20 protein-coding genes and 1 pseudogene are annotated in these 19050 nt (G+C 63.6%); 6 read left to right on the top strand and 15 right to left on the bottom strand.

Features of this window, described 5'->3' with window-relative positions:
- Positions 1 to 20: 20 nt before the first annotated feature.
- The gene (panB, locus tag HFP57_RS15325; RefSeq protein ID WP_176870596.1) at positions 21 to 893 is read right to left on the bottom strand and encodes a 3-methyl-2-oxobutanoate hydroxymethyltransferase; all 873 of its coding nucleotides are present in this window, start codon (positions 891 to 893) and stop codon (positions 21 to 23) included.
- A gap of 97 nt (positions 894 to 990) precedes the next feature.
- Between panB and HFP57_RS15320 the strand changes: the two genes are divergently transcribed.
- Entirely contained in the window at positions 991 to 2118 is a 1128-nt protein-coding gene (locus tag HFP57_RS15320; RefSeq protein WP_176870595.1) for an endonuclease/exonuclease/phosphatase family protein, read from the top strand.
- Between the two features lie 6 nt (positions 2119 to 2124).
- Here the strand turns inward: HFP57_RS15320 and HFP57_RS15315 are convergent, their stop codons facing one another.
- The 7 genes from HFP57_RS15315 to HFP57_RS15285 form a co-directional block, all read right to left on the bottom strand.
- Positions 2125 to 2406, bottom strand: coding sequence for a DUF427 domain-containing protein (locus HFP57_RS15315; RefSeq protein ID WP_176870594.1), 282 nt, complete (start codon positions 2404 to 2406; stop codon positions 2125 to 2127).
- Between the two features lie 124 nt (positions 2407 to 2530).
- Entirely contained in the window at positions 2531 to 2890 is a 360-nt protein-coding gene (locus tag HFP57_RS15310) for an ArsC family reductase (protein ID WP_176870593.1), read from the bottom strand.
- Between the two features lies 1 nt (position 2891).
- Complete coding sequence (gene purT / locus HFP57_RS15305; protein WP_176870592.1) at positions 2892 to 4088, bottom strand: formate-dependent phosphoribosylglycinamide formyltransferase; 1197 nt, start codon at positions 4086 to 4088, stop codon at positions 2892 to 2894.
- A 1-nt stretch (position 4089) separates the two neighbouring features.
- The gene (locus HFP57_RS15300) at positions 4090 to 4323 is read right to left on the bottom strand and encodes a hypothetical protein (RefSeq protein WP_176870591.1); all 234 of its coding nucleotides are present in this window, start codon (positions 4321 to 4323) and stop codon (positions 4090 to 4092) included.
- Between the two features lie 31 nt (positions 4324 to 4354).
- Entirely contained in the window at positions 4355 to 4795 is a 441-nt protein-coding gene (locus HFP57_RS15295) for a GNAT family acetyltransferase (protein ID WP_176870590.1), read from the bottom strand.
- Positions 4788 to 5456 carry an endonuclease III domain-containing protein gene (locus tag HFP57_RS15290; RefSeq protein ID WP_176870589.1) on the bottom strand — a complete coding sequence of 223 codons (669 nt, stop codon included), beginning with the start codon at positions 5454 to 5456 and terminating at the stop codon, positions 4788 to 4790. The genes HFP57_RS15295 and HFP57_RS15290 overlap by 8 nt, the downstream gene beginning before the upstream one ends.
- A 369-nt stretch (positions 5457 to 5825) precedes the next feature.
- Entirely contained in the window at positions 5826 to 6533 is a 708-nt protein-coding gene (locus HFP57_RS15285; protein WP_176870588.1) for an endonuclease III domain-containing protein, read from the bottom strand.
- Positions 6534 to 6645: 112 nt separating this feature from the next.
- Between HFP57_RS15285 and HFP57_RS15280 the strand changes: the two genes are divergently transcribed.
- Positions 6646 to 6903: a type II toxin-antitoxin system RelB/DinJ family antitoxin gene (locus HFP57_RS15280; protein WP_176870587.1), complete on the top strand. Its 258-nt coding sequence runs from the start codon at positions 6646 to 6648 to the stop codon at positions 6901 to 6903.
- Positions 6904 to 6906: 3 nt separating this feature from the next.
- Positions 6907 to 7179 (top strand): type II toxin-antitoxin system RelE/ParE family toxin, encoded by a 273-nt coding sequence (locus tag HFP57_RS15275; protein ID WP_176870586.1) that lies wholly within the window; start codon positions 6907 to 6909, stop codon positions 7177 to 7179.
- 453 nt (positions 7180 to 7632) lie between these two features.
- Here the strand turns inward: HFP57_RS15275 and guaA are convergent, their stop codons facing one another.
- Positions 7633 to 9192, bottom strand: a complete 1560-nt coding sequence (guaA, locus tag HFP57_RS15270) for a glutamine-hydrolyzing GMP synthase (RefSeq protein WP_176870585.1) — start codon at positions 9190 to 9192, stop codon at positions 7633 to 7635.
- A 200-nt stretch (positions 9193 to 9392) separates the two neighbouring features.
- Between guaA and HFP57_RS18105 the strand changes: the two are divergent.
- Positions 9393 to 10415, top strand: a pseudogene (locus HFP57_RS18105) (cache domain-containing protein); the annotation flags it as partial.
- A gap of 65 nt (positions 10416 to 10480) precedes the next feature.
- Here the strand turns inward: HFP57_RS18105 and HFP57_RS15260 are convergent.
- On the bottom strand, positions 10481 to 10987 hold the full coding sequence (locus HFP57_RS15260) for a hypothetical protein (RefSeq protein WP_176870583.1): 507 nt from the start codon (positions 10985 to 10987) through the stop codon (positions 10481 to 10483).
- A gap of 226 nt (positions 10988 to 11213) precedes the next feature.
- Here HFP57_RS15260 and HFP57_RS15255 point away from each other — a divergent pair, with 226 nt between their 5' ends.
- Positions 11214 to 12866 (top strand): S41 family peptidase, encoded by a 1653-nt coding sequence (locus HFP57_RS15255; protein ID WP_176870582.1) that lies wholly within the window; start codon positions 11214 to 11216, stop codon positions 12864 to 12866.
- A gap of 12 nt (positions 12867 to 12878) precedes the next feature.
- Here the strand turns inward: HFP57_RS15255 and HFP57_RS15250 are convergent, their stop codons facing one another.
- From HFP57_RS15250 to rpsM, 5 genes are all read right to left on the bottom strand, one after another.
- Positions 12879 to 15032, bottom strand: a complete 2154-nt coding sequence (locus HFP57_RS15250) for a prolyl oligopeptidase family serine peptidase (protein WP_176870581.1) — start codon at positions 15030 to 15032, stop codon at positions 12879 to 12881.
- A gap of 110 nt (positions 15033 to 15142) precedes the next feature.
- Complete coding sequence (gene rplQ / locus HFP57_RS15245; RefSeq protein ID WP_176870580.1) at positions 15143 to 15571, bottom strand: 50S ribosomal protein L17; 429 nt, start codon at positions 15569 to 15571, stop codon at positions 15143 to 15145.
- Positions 15572 to 15757: 186 nt separating this feature from the next.
- Positions 15758 to 16831, bottom strand: a complete 1074-nt coding sequence (locus tag HFP57_RS15240) for a DNA-directed RNA polymerase subunit alpha (protein ID WP_176870579.1) — start codon at positions 16829 to 16831, stop codon at positions 15758 to 15760.
- Between the two features lie 97 nt (positions 16832 to 16928).
- Complete coding sequence (rpsK, locus tag HFP57_RS15235) at positions 16929 to 17318, bottom strand: 30S ribosomal protein S11 (RefSeq protein WP_176870578.1); 390 nt, start codon at positions 17316 to 17318, stop codon at positions 16929 to 16931.
- A 72-nt stretch (positions 17319 to 17390) separates the two neighbouring features.
- A complete protein-coding gene (rpsM, locus tag HFP57_RS15230) occupies positions 17391 to 17759 on the bottom strand; it encodes a 30S ribosomal protein S13 (protein WP_176870577.1) in 369 nt (122 codons plus the stop codon).
- Between the two features lie 216 nt (positions 17760 to 17975).
- Here rpsM and HFP57_RS15225 point away from each other — a divergent pair, with 216 nt between their 5' ends.
- On the top strand, positions 17976 to 19049 hold the full coding sequence (locus tag HFP57_RS15225; RefSeq protein WP_176870576.1) for a succinylglutamate desuccinylase/aspartoacylase family protein: 1074 nt from the start codon (positions 17976 to 17978) through the stop codon (positions 19047 to 19049).
- Position 19050: the final 1 nt, after the last annotated feature.

Genomic DNA, 19050 nt, shown 5'->3' with positions numbered 1-19050 from the left:
CACGGCTCGCTGCGGCTTTGCTATTTTTTGGGCTGGTAGGTTTGCGCCTCTTCTGGAAAGCTCCGGCTGCGGACCTCGGCGGCATAGCTTTCGACCGCCTTGCTCACCTGCGCGGCCATGTCGTCATATTTTTTCACGAAGCGCGGCACCCGGTCGAACAGGCCGAGCATGTCTTCGGTAACGAGCACCTGGCCGTCGCATTGGGCCGAAGCGCCGATGCCGATGGTCGGGCAGGATGTGGCCCGTGTCGCTTCGATCGCGATCGGTTCGATCACGCCCTCGATAACGATCGAAAAGGCGCCGGCCTCGTCGATCGCCTTGGCGTCGGACACCACCTTGGCAGCCGTCGCCTCGTCGCGGCCCTGCACCTTGTGGCCGCCCAGCACATTCACGGCCTGCGGCGTCAGCCCGACATGGCCCATGACCGGTATGCCGCGCGCCGACAGAAAGGCCACGGTCTCGGCCATCGCCTCGCCGCCCTCCATCTTGATCGCGGCGGCGCCGGTTTCCTTCATCACCCGGGTCGCCGAGCGGATCGCATGGTCGGGGCTTTGCTCATAGGAACCGAACGGCATGTCGACGATCACGACGCTGTGATAGCTGCCCCGGACGACCGCCGCGCCATGCGCGATCATCATGTCGAGGCTGACCGGAATCGTCGAATCGAGGCCGTACACCACCTGGCCAAGCGAATCCCCGACGAGCAGCATGTCGCAATGGGGATCGAGCAGTTGCGCCATGCGAACCGTATAGGCGGTCAGCATGACCAGCGGTTCGCCGCTCGTGCCGTCGGTCTTGCGCCCGCGGATCGCCGGAACCGTCAGCCGTTTCATCGGCTTGGGGGTCGGATGCGCGCGGTCGGTCTTGGTGTCGAGCGTATAGGTCGTGGACATGGCGGCGGTTTAGCTTTCTCGAGAGGAATTGGCCAGCTATCGGAACGAAGTCGGGTTTGGCGGGTTTTTGGGCATATCGGGAAATGAGGGGCGTGCATTGACGGCATCGGTACAGGATAGCGGTTTCCCCTGGCGAAAGATCGGCATCTGGGCGCTGATCGTGGTTGCCGGTCTCGTGATACTGGTCACCATCGCCAGTGCGGTCCCTTCCAACCAATGGTGGATCCGGGCATGGGATTTTCCGCGGCTCGCCGTGCTGACGGTCGGCGGACTGACTCTCCTCGCGATGCTGTTCCTCCATTTCCGATTTCGCTGGCCGATCGCCGCCCTCCTCGCCGCCGCCCTGGCCTATCAGGCCGGCCATATCTTTCCCTATACGATGCTCGCGCGCGTCGAGGCCGAGAGGATCGATATCGCCGGCGCCGAGCGCGAGGCGCATTGCTTCACCACGCTGAGCCTCAACGTCCTGCAGGACAATCGCGATTTCGGGCGTACGCTGGAGCTGGTCCGGCGCGAGCAGCCCGATCTGCTGCTCCTGATGGAAACCGACACAGGCTGGCGGGAGGCGATGGAGCCGGTGCTCGCCGATTTTCCGCACCGGTTCGAAGCGCCGCTCCCGAACACATACGGGATGATCTTCGCCAGCCGGCTGCCGGTCGACAGCGGCGAGATGGTCAATCTGACCGAGCCGGGGACGCCCTCCTTCCACGGCGAATTGCGCACCCGCGCCGGCCTTGCCTTCCGCGTCGCCGCGCTCCACCCGCGTCCGCCGCACCCTGGCCAGGACACCGAGGAGCGCGATGCCGAGATCGCAATCGCCGCGATGATGACGCGCAACAGCGGCATGCCGACCTTCACCGTCGGCGATTTCAACGATGTCGGCTGGTCGGAAACCTCGCAGCTGTTCCGCCGGGTCGGGCGCTATGTCGACCCGCGCGTCGGGCGCGGCTTTTATGCGACCTTTCCCGCCGCGCTCCCGGCCTTTCGCTGGCCGCTCGACCATGTCTTCTTCACCGAGGAATTCGGCCTTTACAGCCTGAGCACCGGGGATGCGGTGGGTTCGGACCATCTGCCGGTGCGCGCCGAAGTCTGTCTCGCGCCCGAGGAGGGCGACCGGCTGAATACGCCCGAGCAGGCTGAAGCCGACGATGCGGGCGATCTCGAAGAGGTGATGCAGGCCTATCGCGAAGACCAGGTGATCGAGCGCGCGACGGGCGAGGAATAGCCGGCCTTATCCGACCTCGACGCCTTTCCAGAAGGCGATCCGGTCCTTGATCTCGGCCGCAGCCTCTTTCGGGTTCGGATAATACCAGGCCGCGTCCTTGTTCGTCTCGCCGCCGACTTCCAGCGAATGATAGGAGGCCGTGCCTTTCCAGGGGCAGCCGCTCGTCGTGTCGCTGGGCCGCAGATATTCGGGCTTCACCGACGCGCGCGGAAAATAGTGATTGCCCTCGACGACGACCGTCTCGTCACTCTCGGCGATGATTGCCCCGTTCCATTTTGCGCTGACCATGGGATTTCCTTTCGATCGGGTGAAAGCCTCGTGCCTCCCTACGATCTAGGGGCTCTCAGTCTCCCGTGAAAGGGCCGCCGGCCGAACTGGACGGTCTTCTTGTCCCATCAACGCCCGTCGGCGATCACTCGGGCTCGAGCCCCAGCGCCGTTTCATATTCGCCGCCCCGGAAGCCGACGATCAGCGGCCCTTCGCTTTCCAGCACCGGGCGTTTGATCATCGAGGGATGCGAGAGCATGAGCGCGACCGCGATATCCTCGTCGACATCGGCCTTCATCTCGTCGGGCAGTTCGCGAAAGGTCGTGCCGCGCTTGTTGAGCAGCACCTCCCAGCCGACCTCGCCCGACCACGCGCGCAGCTTGTCCTCGGTGATGCCGGCCTTCTTGTAGTCGTGAAACGCATAATTGACCCCGCGGCGTTCCAGCCATTTGCGCGCCTTCTTGATGCTGTCGCAATTCGGGATGCCATACAGAACGGGATCCATCTCATTCGTCTCCATATACAATTTCGACGCACGAAGCGGCGTCGATAGCGGCTGCACGCGCTTCCTCGACGGTGCCGTTGTCGAGCCGCGCCAGCGCCACGCCCATGCGCCGCCAGGGCCGGGTGACCGGCTTGCCGAACAGCCGGACGTCGATATGGCAGCCATCGCCCGCCTTGCCCAGCGCCTCGTCCACACCCGCGATCGCGAAATCCTCGGCATCGCGATCGGCGAGGATCACCGCGCTCGCCGAAGCGCCCTTCGTCTCGATGGCCGGGATCGGCAGACCGAGGATCGCCCGGGCATGGAGATCGAACTCGTTCAGATCCTGCGACACCAGGGTCACCATGCCCGTATCGTGCGGGCGCGGCGACAGCTCTGAAAAGATGACGTCGTCGCCCTTCACGAAAAATTCTACGCCAAAAATCCCTTGTCCGCTTCCCCGCCCGCCCAGAGCCTCGACGACCTTGGCCGCCATCGCCTGCGCCTCGGCCAGCGCAGCATCGGACATAGCGGCCGGCTGCCAGCTCTCGCGATAATCGCCGCGTTTCTGGCGATGGCCGATCGGCGGACAGAAATGCACGCCGTCCTTCGCGCGCACGGTCAGCAGCGTGATCTCGTAATCGAAATCGACGAACGCCTCGGCAATCACCCGCTGCCGGTCGCCGCGCATGCCGTCCGCCGCATAGTCCCAGGCGGCATCGACCTCCTCCATCTCGCGCACCGTGCTCTGCCCCTTGCCCGAAGAGGACATGACCGGCTTGACGACGAGCGGCACGCCAACAGCCTGCGCGGCGGCATGCAGCTCCTCCCGACTTTCGGCATAGCGGTAGGCCGAGGTTCGGAGGCCCAGCTCCTCCGACGCGAGATCGCGGATCGCATCGCGGTTCATCGTCATCCGTGCCGCCCGGGCGGACGGCACGACCTGGAAGCCGCGTTCCTCATAGTCGGCCAGCACCTCGGTCCGGATCGCCTCGATCTCGGGGACGATGAAATCGGGCGCGTGTTTCTCAATCACCGCGCCCAGCGCCGCGCCGTCGAGCATCGAAAAGACCTCGCGTTCGTCGGCCACCTGCATCGCCGGCGCGTTATCGTATGAATCGCAGGCGATCACATGGCAGCCCAGCCGCTGGCTGGAGATGACGAACTCCTTGCCGAGCTCGCCCGAACCCAAAAGCAGGATTTTCGCGGTCGGCGTCATCCTAGTCCTTCTCGGCGAATTCGGAGACGATCCGCGATCCGCAATTCAGCAGCTCGCCCTTGGCATGTTCGGCGCAGGCCTGCTCGGCCTCTTCGACCGTCGGGAAGGTGCCGAGCGTCCTCCAGCCGAACCAGCCCTTGTGCTGGGCCAGATACCATTCGGTCCAGGATCGGCCGCGCGCCAGCGCCTGCCAGATCGATTTCGATTGATGGATGACACGGTATTTTACCTTCATGGCGGCTGGTTACGCTCCCGCAGTTACGGCCTCAAGCCCCGGTTTCGTGGTCGAGCCGGCGCCCCAAGGTCACGACATCCTGCCGCTCCAGCCCCAGCGCTTCGTAAAAGGCGATCACATCCGCGTTGTCGCTGCGCACCATCAGCTGGATCTTCGGTGAGCCGCGCTCGCGCAGCCACGCTTCCGCGGCCTTCATCATCCGCCCGCCGAGCCCTCTGCGGCGATGGCCGGGATGGACGGCGAGATAATAGACCCAGCCGCGATGACCGTCGAAACCCACCATGACGGTGGCGATCGGCGTATCGCCCTCGGCCAGCAGCAGGATATCGGAGGTCGGATTGCCGATGGCAGCCGCGAAATCCGCCACCGGATCGTTCCAGGGGCGGGTCAGCGCGCAATCGCGCCATAGGCCAATCACGGCATCGCGATCCGCCCTGCCGGCTACGGAGAGCTTCGGTCCGGAATCAGCCATCCGCTTCGCCCCCATAATATTGGCACAGATCGTTCACCGGGCAGCGTTCGCATTGGGGGCGGCGGGATTTGCAGATGCGCTTGCCGAGCTGGATCAGCCAGAAATGCCCTTCCTCCTTGGCCCAGTCGGGCGCGCGATCGTCCAGTATCTCGGCGATCTTGGCCTCGGTCGGGCCGCGCGCGAGGCCGATCCGGTCGCAGACCCGGCCGACATGGGTATCGACGGCGATCGCATCCTCGCCGAAGGTGAAGCTCAGCACGATATCGGCGCATTTCCGGCCGATCCCGTGCATGGCGAGCAGGCCCTTGCGCGTATCGGGCACGATGCCGTCATGCTCGTCGAGCAATTGCCGGCAGAATTTGCGAATCGCCCGCGCCTTGTTGTTGTAGAGCCCGGCGGGCCTGATCGCATCGACGATCTCCTCGTCGGACAGGGCGAGCATCTCGGCCGGGGTCTGGGCCAGCGCGAAGAGCGCGCGGCAGGCCTTGGCCGTATTACTGTCGAGCGACTGGGCCGAGAGCATGCAGGAAATGCAGGAGCGAAACGCATCGGGCTGCCCCTTCGGCCCCTTGGCGCGCTCAGACCGCCCCGGCATCGCCTCGGAAAGCCGGCGGAACACGGTCTCGACGTCTGCGGGCGGGAGGAGAGCCGAGTCGGTCATGCGGTCGCCGAGCCGGACGCCCGGCAGCCGGTTGACACGGGTTGACACGCGCCGGGGGTGGTCGGGTCCTCTTGTTCATCTTTTGAGGATCGAACCTGAATAAGTTCACACAGTTCACACACAGCCACCGATTTCGAAGATGCCGATTCCGATATCATGGCCGTCTGCGCTCCTTTCCGTCCGGGGATCCGGCACCCTCTTGGCTATGCCAGATTTTCCTACATTTGAAGGGTTTTGCGACACGCTCGTCATTGCGACCCCAGTCTTGAGCCGGGGGAAGCAATCCAGAGCAGCGCGCACCACACTGGATTGCCGCGTCGCCCCGAAACGAGTTCGGGCCTCCTCGCAATGACGAGCACCGGCATGGTGTTACCGTGTCTTGGCCATCCCGGTCCGGCAATCGGGGCGAGCGGGACAGGCGGCGCAATGCCGCTCGTGCGGCCGACAATATCGCTGGCCGACACGCTTCACGAGCAGATGATGCTCGTCGACATCCACCGCCGACCAGTCGGCCGGCAGCACCGGCATCAGCGCGTCATAGGCGCGCGCCGTATCGGCCTTGGCCGGGACGAGACCCATGCGCTGGATCACGCGGCGATGATTGGAATCGATGACGAGCGCCTTGCGATTGAACGTGCTGGCGTTCATCACCCCGGCGCTGACCTTGCGCGCAACACCGGGCAGGCTTTCGAGCCAGGCCATCGCCGCGTCGGTGGACATTTCCCCCAGATGATCGAGATCCACTCTACCGCGCCGCGCGACAATTGCCTCGAGACACGCCTTGAGCCGCTCGGCCATCAGCTGGGGAAAGGTGGCGGTTTCGAGAAACGGCAGCAGCTCGTCCTCCGGCGCCGCCGCGACCGCCTCCCAGGAGCCGAAATGTGCGAGCATTTCGTCGGCCGATCGGTTCGAATGGATCGTCTTCGTCCGCGCCCCGATCACCCCTTGGACAAGCACCCAGACCGGATCGCGCCGCTTCTCCGGAGGCCGGATAACGCGCCCGAAATGCGCGATCAGCCGGTCATGCGTGTGCTGGAGGATTTCGGTGCGCGGATCGGGGCCGAGAGGAAGTTGCATGGGATTAGTATGGATTGAGGATTTACCCGTGCAAGTAGCATATTTTTCAATGGCCCTATATTGCAATTCGGGTAGTTGTAGCTACATTAGCCCCACAAAAGGAGCAGGGAACATGTCCGCCGACGAAAGCGTCCGCGCCCGGATCGATGGCGATACCAAAGAGGCGGCTACTGCCGCGCTCGCGGCGATGGGCCTGTCTATGTCCGACGCCATTCGCCTGATGCTCCGCCGTGTCGCGGAGGAGAAGCGGCTGCCTTTCGATGTGAAAGTACCCAATACCGAAAGCCGGGCGGCCATGGCCGAACTCGAAAGCGGCAAAAGCGAAGCTTTTGACAGCGCCGACGAACTGTTCGACGAACTCGGCATTTAGCCCGTGCGCGCACCCGTCCGTTCGACGGCGTTCAAGAAGGACGTCAAGCGAATGGCGAAGCGCGGCAAGAAGATGGCCAAGCTCAAGGCCGTCATCGGAATGCTGCTGGCCGGCGAGCCACTCGACCCGCGCCTGCGCGATCATCCGCTCAAGGGCGAATGGGCCGGTTGGCGCGACCTGCATATCGAGCCAGACTGGCTATTGCTCTATCGGATGAGCGAGACGGAACTGCTGCTGGCGCGGACGGGCACGCACTCGGATTTGTTCGGGGAGTGATGAATGAGCATGGACCTAAACAGATTCCTTCAAACATTCACTGACATCGATGTCACAATGAATTGGGTTCTGCTCGCAACCTTTAATCCAATCATCAGCCGCACAAATCTTAGTGATAGAGACAAGTTAGGTGAATACTACACACCATGGCGGAAAAACGGAGACGGCTCGTACGCGAACGGATTTTGCGCCTCAGCAACTCCACTTCGGGTCAAAGAACAGCAATTTCCCACTAAAGTTGAGACGAACATTGAGCCGGATGTCACTGATTGCGAACTAACTATGTCCGTACCATGCTATGCGTTGGGAGAACATGATCGCCTGATTCTGGACAAGAACCACAGGGCCGTGAGTTTATACCGATCAAAAAAGGAGTTCGACCTTTGTATTTGGACTATTGAAGGACCAATCGATCGAAAAATGTTGCCCGATTTGGAATACTGGCAAACTTAATCACTCCCACTCGATCGTCCCCGGCGGCTTGCTCGTATAATCATACACCACCCGGTTAATCCCCTTCACCTCGTTGACGATGCGCGTCGCCACGCGGGTCAGGAAGCTGGCGTCGAAGGGGTAGACATCGGCGGTCATGCCGTCGGTGCTCGTTACCGCGCGCAGGCCGCAGACGCTGTCATAAGTGCGCCCGTCGCCCATCACGCCCACGGTCTTGACCGGGAGCAGCACGGCGAAGGCCTGCCAGATCGCGTCGTAGAGCCCGGCGTTGCGGATTTCCTCCAGGTAGATCGCATCGGCCTTGCGCAATATGTCGCAGCGTTCCTTGGTCACCTCGCCGGGGATGCGGATCGCGAGGCCCGGGCCCGGGAACGGGTGGCGGCCGACGAACGCGTCGGGCAGGCCGAGTTCGCGGCCGAGTTCACGCACCTCGTCTTTGAACAGCTCGCGCAATGGCTCGACGAGCTGCATGTTCATCCGCTCGGGAAGCCCGCCGACATTATGGTGCGATTTGATCGTCACAGACGGCCCGCCGGTGAAGCTGACGCTCTCGATCACATCGGGATAGAGCGTGCCCTGGGCGAGGAAATCCGCGCCGCCGATCTTCTTCGCCTCGTCCTCGAACACGTCGATGAAGGTCTTGCCGATGAATTTGCGCTTCTTTTCCGGATCGCTCTCGCCCTTGAGGCCGTTGAGGAACAAGGTCTCGGCGTTCACATGGACGAGCGGGATATTGTAGCTGCCCTTGAACAGCGAGACGACCTGCTCGGCCTCGCCCATCCGCATCAGGCCGTGATCGACGAAGACGCAGGTCAGCTGCTCGCCGATCGCCTCGTGAATCAGCACCGCGGCAACCGCGCTGTCGACGCCGCCCGACAGCCCGCAGATCACTTTCCCGTCGCCGACCTGTTCGCGGATCTCGGCGATTTTCGTCGCCTTGAACTCGGCCATCGTCCAGTCGCCCGCGCAGCCGCAGACATGGCGGACGAAATTGGCGAGCAGCTTCGCGCCGTCCGGCGTGTGCACGACTTCGGGGTGGAACTGGGTGCCGTAATAGCGGCGCTTATCGTCGGCGATCAGCGCGAAGGGCGCGCCTTCCGTCGTCGCGACGATCCGGAAGCCCTCGGCGAACCGGGTGACCTTGTCGCCATGGCTCATCCAGACCTGGTGCGTCTCGCCGGTCTTCCACAGGCCGTCGAACAGCACGCAATCGTCCGAAATGTCGATAAAGGCCCGGCCGAATTCGCCGCTGTCGCCCGCCTCGACCTTGCCGCCGAGCTGTTCGGTCATCACCTGCTGGCCGTAACAGATGCCGAGGATCGGCAGGCCGCTTTCGAAGACGATATCGGGCGCGCGCGGGCTGTCCGCCTCGGGCACCGAGGCCGGGCTGCCGGAGAGGATGATGCCCTTTGGCTTCAGGCGCTTGAACGCCGCCTCGGCCGCGTTGAAGGGCGCGATCTCGGAATAGACGCCGGCTTCGCGGACGCGCCGGGCGATCAGCTGCGTCACCTGGCTGCCGAAATCGACGATGAGGATGGATTCGGATGGCTGGATTGTCATGGCAAGCCAATAGATTTGAAGGCCCCTTCTGTCCAGCAACACGCCGCCGACTGAGCACCGATGGTTAACCCCGGCTTAGCATTTCCGAATTAGGCTGGTTTTCACCGATTTATCCGGGAGCGCCCATGCCCAGACGCATCAAAGCCCTGCTCGACCTCCTCGAAGAGGAGACCGGCCGCTATGCGACGGCGAGCGACAAGATCGCGCAGCAGACCAAGATGCTGGCCCTCAACGCGACGATCGAGGCGGCGCGCTCCGGGGAAGCCGGCCGCGGTTTCGCCGTCGTCGCGCAGGAGGTGAAATCGCTCGCCACCAGCGCGGCCAACGCGGCCAGCAATTTTCGCCAGACGATCATGGACCGGCTCGCGACGAGCTCGCGCATCGTGGACGAGCTGGTCGACGAGCTGGAAGGCGCGCGGCTGGCCGATCTCGCGCACACGATCAACGACCTCGCGCTGCGCGGCCTTTCCGCCCGCAGCATTGACCTGCGCATCCTCGCGACCGAACCCAGCATCCGCGCCCATATTCTCGATCCCGATGACAGCGACAAAGCGGCGGCGGCGCGCGAGCGGCTAAACATGCAGTTCGCCTTTTCCGACTTTTTCCGCAACGCCTTCCTCGTTTCGAAAACCGGCGAAATCCGGATGAGCATCGAGGAGAACCCGACCTTCATGACCTTCAACCTGAAAGGTCAGCCCCAGTTCGAGCGCGCGATCAACAGCCGGAGCGCGGACGAATGGTCGGCCGACGAGATCTGGCTCAACCCGCAGGGCAACGACCGGCCCTGCGTCCTCTTCGTCTGCGGCGTCCGCGAAAACGGCCTCGACGGCGGCGAGGCGATCGGGGCGCTCTATCTCGAATATGACTGGGCCCGCTACGCCCAGTCGATCGTCACGACGCAGAAGTTGCTGCACCAGAACGGCCGCAAGGGCGATCGTTTCCTGCTGCTCGACAAGAACAACAATATCGTCGGCAGCTCGGCGGGCGACGCCTTCGGGACCCATTATCCGCTGCCGGCGAGCGAGGAAAAACGTGGATCGTTCGTCGACGGGCGCAAGAGCGTGTCCTATGCGCGCGGCGAGATCGAAAACGGTTTCGGCGGCCTGGAACTGTGCAGCGTGATCGAGCGCGAGATGCGCAGCCAGGAAGAGATACTGGCGGTGCTCGGCCTTGGCGGCGATATCGAGGACGCCCGGGCCGCGCGGCGGGACAAGGCCGCCTGACCCACAACGAAAAAGGGCGCGGAACCCATGCCTGTCCCGCGCCCCTTCCATGCTGACGGCCCGATCTAGTCGAGGCCGCGCACTCTCAATCGATCGATCTGACCGTAGCGGATCCGGCAGGTGAACCGGCCGCGGTCATAATCGGCGTGGCGATAATAGCCGCGGCGGCCGTAGCGGCCCTCTTCGACGAGCAACCGGCCCCGGACCCGATAGCCATCGCGCCGGCGATCGACCTCGGTGATCTCGGTCACGCGCGCCCGGCCGTAGCGGGAGGCCTCATGGCGGGCCGCGCGGCGACACTGGCGGACAGCCTGGCGCGGGCGCAGCCGCTGGCCATAGTGCCGGTTGTAACGGCGGTCGTAATTGTCATAGCGGCCATGGCGGCGCTCGTACCGGTCATCGTCGTCATCGTCGATCGCGGCCGCGACCGCGGCGATACCGCCAAGGACCAGAACGCCGGCGAGCACGTCCCCGGCATCGATGCCGTCATTGTCGCGGGCCTGGGCGGGCGCGGCGACGGCAAGCGCGGTCGCGGCGGTGGCACCCATCAGGGTCTTTCCAAGATAATTCATTGCGCGGCTCCTTTACTGCACACGGTTCGCGAAGAACCGAGTACCGTTTAGGGGAGCCGCGCTGAGTACGGTCTGAACCCGTTCGTAGGGCGCTGTTAATCTAAAGTGCCATTAGTATGAATGATGAGTGTGTTGTTGACATAGGTCTCTAGTACAGTATTACGACAGGCATCGTTAATCCACTGACGGCTGGACATCGCACCGCCGGACAAGATGGGAGAGAATTATGCAATGTCCTAAAATCGGTATCGCCGCCTTGCTCGCGCTATCCTGCACGGCAAGCGCCCATCAGGCCTCCGACCCGGCCGCTCCCGCGCGCCATGTGAACGCCTCTCATGATTTTGCTGGCGAATGGGAAGGCGAGATTGAGACGCCGCGCTGGCCGCTTTACGTGTCCATGCGGATTGCGGCGGACGGCGCGGGGCCTCACGAGCTTGTCGCGCTCGGTTCCATTATACCGCTAACCGATTTCCGGACCACAGAGGATGGCATCGCATTGACCGTGGACGGGCCGTGGGAGGCGCCGCCCGAAATCTCGCTGGCCCGAAACGCCGATGCGCTGAGTGGCTTCTGGCACGAAGGTGGCGACGATATGCCTGTCGCGTTGACGCCAATTCCCGATTATCCCGAACCGGCCAATCGACAGCAGGCATGGCTGCAGGATATCGACGCATTGTCCAACCGCTTCCTGCGCTTCGACCGCACCCTTTCGCCGTCGGCGCGGCGGGAATTCCTCGAACGCATGGCGAACGTTTCGGCCGGAATTGCCGAACGGACCGATCCTGAAATCATGATCGCCCTGTCCCGCGCGGTCGCTCTTTCGGGAAACGCGCATACCCGACTCTACCTGCTGCGCCGCAAGACGGTGCTCGACCGGCTTCCGATCCGGCTCTGGTGGTTCGGCGATGAGTTGCGGATAGTGCGGGCCAGCGATCAATATGCGCATTATCTGGGCTGCCGTGTCGAGACTATTGCCGGTGTCGATCCTGAAACGGCGCGCGAAGCTGCGGCTACGGCGTTCGCCGGCAATGACTCCTGGACGGACTATAAGAGCGTCTATTTTCTGACGAGCGCGGATGCGCTTACCGGCCTCGGTATCGTCGATACCAACCCGTCCGTCGCGTTCGATCTTTCCGACTGCGCGACGGAGGGGTCGGTCGTGTTCCAGCGACAAGACACGCCCCGATCCGAAGAGGTGATCGAAGCCTGGCACGACCTGACGCCGCTGGCGGAAACCGAGCCGGGCTGGCAGCAGGTTCTTGAGCGGAACAGCCAGCTTCCCGACTATCTGAGCCGTCCCGATCAGAATTATTGGTATCGGCGGTTCGAAGATTCCGGTCTGCTCTACGTCCAGATCAACCGCGCCGAGGCGATGGATGCCGAATCGATCTCCGACTTCGGCGAACGGCTGCTCGCCGATTTACGCGAGGACCGGCCCGCTGCGTTGGCACTGGACGTGCGATTCAACACGGGCGGCGACGGCTCGCTCTTCGAAGAGCTGATGGCCGCGCTCGAAGAGGAAAGCCGCGGGCTGGCCCGCTTCGTCATAACCGGACGCGCAACCTTTTCGGCCGGCCTGACGATCGCCGCCCGATGGCAGGAAGCAGGCGATGTAACAATCGTCGGCGAACCGGTCGGTGACGCTCTGGATTACTGGGCGGAGGGCGGCAACATCATATTGCCCAACTCAGGAATCTCGGCGCATTTCGCCAATGGCGCGCACAGCTACTCCCCGGCGCCTTGCCCCGACCAAACCTATTGTTTCGATCTCAGCATCGACGATTTGCAGCCCGACCTGCCCGTCGACATGACATGGGCGCAGTATGTCGCCGGCCGGGATCCGGCGCTCGACGCGATCGTCGCGCGTATCGGCGGATAGACCGGCCGTCGGCTATTCGTCCCCGGGCACATCCAAACCGGTCCAGCGCGCGGTAAAGGCCCAGAGGTCCGCATATTCGGCGATGAGCTGGCTCGTCGGCCGTCCCGAGCCGTGGCCGGCGCGGGTTTCGATGCGGATCAGGTGCGGCCGGTCGCCAAGATCGGCATGCTGGAGCGCGGCGGTATATTTGAAGCTGTGCCCGGGCACGACGCGGTCGTCGGTATCGGCGGTCGTCACCATGATCGCGGGGAAATCGCCGGTCTCGGGAATATTGTGATAGGGCGAATAGGCGTAGAGCGTCCGGAAATCCTCTTCGCGGTTCGGATAGCCATAATCGTCGACCCAGTAGCGACCGGCGGTGAACCGGTCGAAGCGCAGCATGTCCATCACGCCCACAGCCGGCAGGCCGACCGCGAACAGGTCCGGCCGCTGGTTGACGACCGCGCCGACGAGAAGGCCGCCATTGGAGCGCCCCTGCACGGCCAGCTGGTCGGCCGATGTGATCCCTTCCGCGATCAGATATTCGCCGGCCGCGATCATATCGTCGAACACATTCTGCTTGTTCTGCAAGCGGCCCGCATCGTGCCACTCCGCGCCATATTCGCCGCCGCCGCGCAGATTGGCAAGCGCGAATATGCCGCCCATTTCCATCCATTGCAGGCGGCCGGGGCTGAACGCCGGGGTGATCGAGATGTTGAACCCGCCATAGCCGTAAAGCAGCGTCGGACGCGGATCGGAATGATCGATATCGGCGCGGTGGACGATGAACATCGGCACGCGCGTGCCGTCGCGCGACGTGTAGAAGCGCTGGGCGACCGTATAGTCTTCCGAGTTGAACGGCACATCCGGCACGGCGAAGGGCGATACCTCGCCGGTCGCGCTGTCATAGCGGTAGATCGCCGTCGGCGTCGCAAAGCTCGTAAAGGAGAAGAAGGTTTCCGGATCGCCGAGCTCGCCGCCAAAGCCGTCCGTACTGCCGATGCCGGGCAACTCCACCGTCGCGACGCGGTTGCCCTCGCGGTCGAAGACCCGCGCCTCGTTGCGCGCATCGACCAGATAATTGGCGATCAGCCGGTCGCCGACGAGCGACGCGCCCTCCAGCGTGGCTTCGCCCTCGGCGACGATCTCGGTCACTACCGGACTGTCGCCGGACACGTCCATCCGGACGATCCGCTCGCGCGGCGCTTCGCTGTTGGTGACGAAATAGAGCCGGTCGCCATCGGATCCGGCCAGCTCCCAATTATGCTCGAAACCGGGAACGATTGTCCGTGTAGGCACATCGTCGGCGCTCAGATCTCCAAGGACGACCTCGTAGCGATCGTCGGTGCCTTCGGACGAATAGATGAGCAGCCAGCGCTTGTCGTCGGTGACTTCGGCGAAATGATTGAGCGCGGGCCGGTCTTGTGTCGCATAGACGAGCCGGTCTTCGGTCTGCGCCGTGCCGATGGCGTGATAATAGACGGCCTGGTTCATATTGAGCGACTGGAACTCGCCCTCGGCATCGGGCGCCGGGAAGCGCGAATAGAAGAAGCCCGCGCCGCCCTCGACCCAGCTGATATTGGTGAACTTCGCCCATTCGACCGTGTCGGCCAGCGTCTCGCCGCTCTCCACGTCGAGCACGCGGATCGTCCGCCAGTCCGTGCCGCCGTCCTGCACACCATAGGCGATGTAGCGGCCGCTGGGCGACGGCACCCATTGCGCCATCGCGGTAGCATCGTCGTCCGACCATTCATTGGGATCGATCAGCAGCCGGGGCTCGCCGTCCAGCCCGTCGCGCATATAGAGGACGGACTGGTTCTGCAGGCCGTCATTGCGCGTATAGAAATACCGGTTGCCGCGCTTCTCCGGAATTCCGACGCGTTCGTAGTTCCACAGCTCGGTCAGCCGCGCCGCGATTGCATCGCGCCCGGGCAGCGTTTCGAGATAGGCATCGGTCACCGCATTTTGCGCGGTCACCCAGTCGCGCACGGCGGTATCGTTGCGGACGTCGTTCTCGAGCCAGCGATAGGGATCAACAACCGCCACCCCGAACTGTTCTTCGACGACGTCGCCGCGCGCCGTTTCGGGATAATCGAGGGGCGTTTCCATCGGCGCGGATTCCTGGGCGAAGGCCATGGCGGGAGCGGCAATGGCGAGAAGCGGAAGAAGCAGGCGGGTAGAGGACATCGGGCACCTCGAAATGAAAAGGGACCGCGAGCCTAGCAGCCGCGGTCCCCTGTGCAATCCCGTTTGCCCATAGCTTTTGTCATTCCGGCGAACGCCGGGATGACGCGATACTAGGCCGCGGCGTCCTCGAATTCGTCCTCGTCCATTTCGACGGGACCGGAATCCTGGCCCCTGGCGTCTTCGTCGCGGTCGACGAATTCGACGACGGCCATCGGCGAGGAATCGGACATGCGATAGCCGGCCTTGATGACGCGGGTATAGCCGCCTTCGCGATCGGCATAGCGCTCGGCCAGCACGTCGAAGAGCTTCTTGAGTTGAGTCTCGTCCATCAGCCGCGACTGGGCGAGGCGGCGGTTCGAAAGGCCGCCCTTCTTCGCCAGCGTGACGAGCTTCTCCACATAGGGCCGGAGTTCCTTGGCCTTGGGCACGGTCGTCAGGATCTGCTCATGCTTGATGAGCCCGGCCGCCATGTTGCGGAGCATCGCCTTGCGATGGCTCGACGTGCGGTTGAGTTTACGGTGCGCTTTTTTGTGACGCATGGTTCATTTCCTTCGTTCGTTCAGGGGCCGTTTTAGGTACCCAAGAGCAGGCGGCAGTTATGGGCGCCGCCATTTCCCTTTTCCCGCCTTTCGGCGGTCGCGGCACCGGCCCACTCCCCCTCCCGACCTCCCACAGGATAAACTTATTGGGAGGTCGGGAGGGGGAGTGGGCCGGTGCCGTTTTACCTAACCAAGAAGTTCCTGTTCGAGCTTCTTGGCCATTTCCTCGATATTCTCGGGCGGCCAGCCGGGGATGTCCATGCCGAGGCGCAAGCCCATGGTGGCGAGGACTTCCTTGATCTCGTTCAGCGACTTGCGGCCGAAATTCGGCGTCCGCAGCATCTCGGCTTCGGTCTTCTGCACGAGATCGCCAATATAGATGATATTGTCGTTCTTCAGGCAGTTGGCCGAGCGCACCGAAAGCTCCAGTTCGTCGACCTTCTTGAGAAGGTAACGGTTGAGCTGGTTGGTGTCGCCTTCCGCGGCGGCGCCGCCGAGCATGCCCGGGGCAGCCGGTTCGCCGATCGTCTGGGTCGGTGCCGGCAGTTCCTCGTCGAAATGGACGAAGAGCTGGAGCTGGTCCTGCAAGATGCGGGCTGCGTAAGCCAGAGCATCTTCCGGAGCCACCGTGCCGTCGGTTTCGATGGTCAGGGTCAGCTTGTCATAGTCAAGCTCCTGCCCGACGCGGGTGTTCTCGACCTTGTAGGCGACCTGGCTCACCGGCGAATAGAGGCTGTCGACCGGGATCAGGCCGATCGGCGCGTCCGCCGGACGGTTCTGCGCGGCCGGCACATAGCCTTTGCCGGTGCTGGCGGTCAGCTCCATGTTGAGCGTCGCGCCCTCGTCGAGATGACAGATCAGCTGATCCGGGTTGCGGATCTCGATATCGCCCGAGGTCGTGATGTCGCCGGCCTTCACATCCGCGGGGCCGGTGGCGGACAGCTGGAGGCGCTTCGTGCCTTCCGATTCCATTGCGATCGCGACCTGCTTGATGTTGAGGACGATGTCGGTGACGTCCTCGCGCACGCCGGCAAGCGAGGAAAATTCGTGCAGCACATTTTCGATCTTGATCGAGGTGATCGCGGCGCCCTGCAGCGACGAGAGCAGGGTACGACGCAGCGCGTTGCCGAGCGTCAGGCCGAACCCGCGCTCGAGCGGCTCGGCGACGAAGGTCGCCTTGCGGGCGGCATCGCCGCCGGCTTTCTTTTCCAGACCATTGGGCTTCTTGAGCTCTTGCCAGTTTTTCATGTTAACGGACACGGTATTCCCCTTGGCGGTGTGGCGGAGGCGGGGCTGGCCTCTGCCTGTAAAACAGTTCTATTTCGGGACGCGGAGCCCACCGCCTCCCGTTGCGCAATCAGACGCGGCGGCGCTTGGCCGGCCGGACGCCGTTATGCGGGATCGAGGTCACGTCGCGGATCGAGGTGATCGTGAAACCGACCGCCTGCAGTGCGCGGAGAGCCGATTCGCGGCCCGAACCCGGACCCTTCACTTCGACCTCCAAGGTGCGGACGCCATGTTCCTGCGCCTTCTTGCCGGCATCTTCGGCGGCCACCTGGGCGGCATAGGGCGTCGACTTGCGGCTGCCCTTGAAGCCCATCATGCCGGCCGAGGACCAGCTGATGGCATTGCCCTGTGCGTCGGTGATCGTGATCAGCGTATTGTTGAACGTCGCATTCACATGGGCGACGCCCGATGTGATGTTCTTGCGTTGACGTCGCTTAACCCGTTGCGGTTCGCGTGCCATGGTTTCAATTCCTACCTAGATATCCCTGGAAAAGCGGTTCGCGCGGCCGATCGAGCAGCGCGCAAACGCTCGCTACTTCTTCTTGCCGGCGATCGGCTTGGCCTTGCCCTTGCGGGTGCGCGCATTGGTATGCGTGCGCTGGCCGCGGACCGGCAGGCCCTTGCGATGCCTGAGCCCGCGATAGCAGGCGAGGTCCATCAGCCGCTTGACGTTCATCGCCGTTTCGCGGCGAAGATCGCCCTCGACGGTATGATCATTGTCAATCGCCTCGCGGATCTGCACGACTTCGGCGTCGGTCAGGTCCTGGACGCGGCGCTCGGCGGGAATGCCGAGCTGTTCCGTCAGCTTCTTGGCCGTGGTCGGGCCAATGCCATGGATATAGGTGAGCGCGATTTCGACGCGCTTATGGGTCGGAATATTGACCCCAGCGATACGTGCCACGTGGTTGTTCTCCTGCTCCACAGGCGGCTCGGCAAGCCGCCCATCTCAAAGCTTCATGAACCGAAAACGAACGAACCCGACGGACGCACGAATCGCGCCGCCGGGTAGACCGGTGTCTTCGGAATGAAAGCGAAATAGGAATTTCGCCCGGTTGTGTCAAGCATGCTGGCGGGTTTTCGCGTTGACCGCTAGACCGTTACCCGCAGAGGACCGTATATGACCGACCGACCCGCGCCTGCGCAAGCCGCAAAGCGCCCGCCACCCTTCCCCTTCGCCGATGGCAGCGTCCCCGCCGGAAGCAGGGGCGCGTTCGATCTGCCGATCAGCAGGGTCTCGTCCGGCAATGAGGTCAGCCTGCCGGTCCGGATCGTCCATGGCGCCAAACCGGGACCGGTGCTGTTCGTCAGCGCCGCGATCCATGGCAACGAGGTCACCGGCGTGGAAATCGTCCGGCGGCTGCTGAAGAAAGTCTCGCCGAAGACGCTATCCGGCACCTTGCTCTGCGTGCCGATCGTCAATGTCTACGGTTTCGTCGGCAACAGCCGCTACCTGCCGGATCGCCGCGATCTCAACCGTTCCTTCCCCGGCTCTCCGGCCGGATCGCTCGCCTCGCAGCTCGCCTATCTGTTCCGCACCGAGATCATCGAACGGGCCGATTTCGGGATCGACCTGCATTCCGCGGCGATCCATCGGATGAATCTGCCGCAAATCCGGATCAGCCCGGATTGCCCCAAGGCCGAGGAGCTGGCCTTCGCGTTCGGTGCGCCGGCCGTCATCACCTCGTCCCTGCGCGAGAAATCGTTGCGTCAGGTCGCGCTTGATGCCGGCGTCGAGATGCTGCTGTACGAAGCGGGCGAAGGCCTCCGCTTCGACGATTTCTCCATCCGGACCGGGGTGAACGGCATCATGCGCGTCATGTGCGCGATGGGCATGATCCATTCGAAGCGGCTCGAAAAGCCGATGCCGGCACCGGCCCGCTCGACGCGCAGCACCTGGGTGCGCGCGCCGCGCGGCGGTGTCTGCGTCCTGACCGCCCATGCCGGGGCGATCGTCTCCGAAGGACAGGCGCTCGCCAAGGTCGGCGATCCGACGGGGGACGAGGAGGAGATCGTTCGCAGCCCGATCGACGGGATCATCATCGGCCATGCGACGCTCCCCATCGTCAATCAGGGGGACGCGCTGATCCATGTCGCCGAGGTCAAGCGGTTCGACACGGTCGCCGATCGCGTCGACGAGATTACCGATGCGATATTGTCCGACGTCATGCTCGACGAGGACGAGGTGCTCTAGC

Source organism: Parasphingopyxis algicola, from assembly GCF_013378075.1.
Classification (GTDB): domain Bacteria; phylum Pseudomonadota; class Alphaproteobacteria; order Sphingomonadales; family Sphingomonadaceae; genus Parasphingopyxis; species Parasphingopyxis algicola.
This window is presented reverse-complemented; position numbering and strand designations above follow the sequence as displayed.

Excerpts from the sequence above, each read along its gene's own strand:
- panB (WP_176870596.1), bottom strand. The coding sequence starts at position 893 with ATGTCCACGACCTATACGCTCGACACCAAGACCGACCGCGCGCATCCG.
- HFP57_RS15315 (WP_176870594.1), bottom strand. The coding sequence starts at position 2,406 with ATGGTCAGCGCAAAATGGAACGGGGCAATCATCGCCGAGAGTGACGAG.
- HFP57_RS15310 (WP_176870593.1), bottom strand. The coding sequence starts at position 2,890 with ATGGATCCCGTTCTGTATGGCATCCCGAATTGCGACAGCATCAAGAAG.
- purT (WP_176870592.1), bottom strand. The coding sequence starts at position 4,088 with ATGACGCCGACCGCGAAAATCCTGCTTTTGGGTTCGGGCGAGCTCGGC.
- HFP57_RS15300 (WP_176870591.1), bottom strand. The coding sequence starts at position 4,323 with ATGAAGGTAAAATACCGTGTCATCCATCAATCGAAATCGATCTGGCAG.
- HFP57_RS15295 (WP_176870590.1), bottom strand. The coding sequence starts at position 4,795 with ATGGCTGATTCCGGACCGAAGCTCTCCGTAGCCGGCAGGGCGGATCGC.
- HFP57_RS15290 (WP_176870589.1), bottom strand. The coding sequence starts at position 5,456 with ATGACCGACTCGGCTCTCCTCCCGCCCGCAGACGTCGAGACCGTGTTC.
- HFP57_RS15285 (WP_176870588.1), bottom strand. The coding sequence starts at position 6,533 with ATGCAACTTCCTCTCGGCCCCGATCCGCGCACCGAAATCCTCCAGCAC.
- HFP57_RS15280 (WP_176870587.1), top strand. The coding sequence starts at position 6,646 with ATGTCCGCCGACGAAAGCGTCCGCGCCCGGATCGATGGCGATACCAAA.
- guaA (WP_176870585.1), bottom strand. The coding sequence starts at position 9,192 with ATGACAATCCAGCCATCCGAATCCATCCTCATCGTCGATTTCGGCAGC.
- HFP57_RS15260 (WP_176870583.1), bottom strand. The coding sequence starts at position 10,987 with ATGAATTATCTTGGAAAGACCCTGATGGGTGCCACCGCCGCGACCGCG.
- HFP57_RS15255 (WP_176870582.1), top strand. The coding sequence starts at position 11,214 with ATGCAATGTCCTAAAATCGGTATCGCCGCCTTGCTCGCGCTATCCTGC.
- HFP57_RS15250 (WP_176870581.1), bottom strand. The coding sequence starts at position 15,032 with ATGTCCTCTACCCGCCTGCTTCTTCCGCTTCTCGCCATTGCCGCTCCC.
- rplQ (WP_176870580.1), bottom strand. The coding sequence starts at position 15,571 with ATGCGTCACAAAAAAGCGCACCGTAAACTCAACCGCACGTCGAGCCAT.
- rpsK (WP_176870578.1), bottom strand. The coding sequence starts at position 17,318 with ATGGCACGCGAACCGCAACGGGTTAAGCGACGTCAACGCAAGAACATC.
- HFP57_RS15225 (WP_176870576.1), top strand. The coding sequence starts at position 17,976 with ATGACCGACCGACCCGCGCCTGCGCAAGCCGCAAAGCGCCCGCCACCC.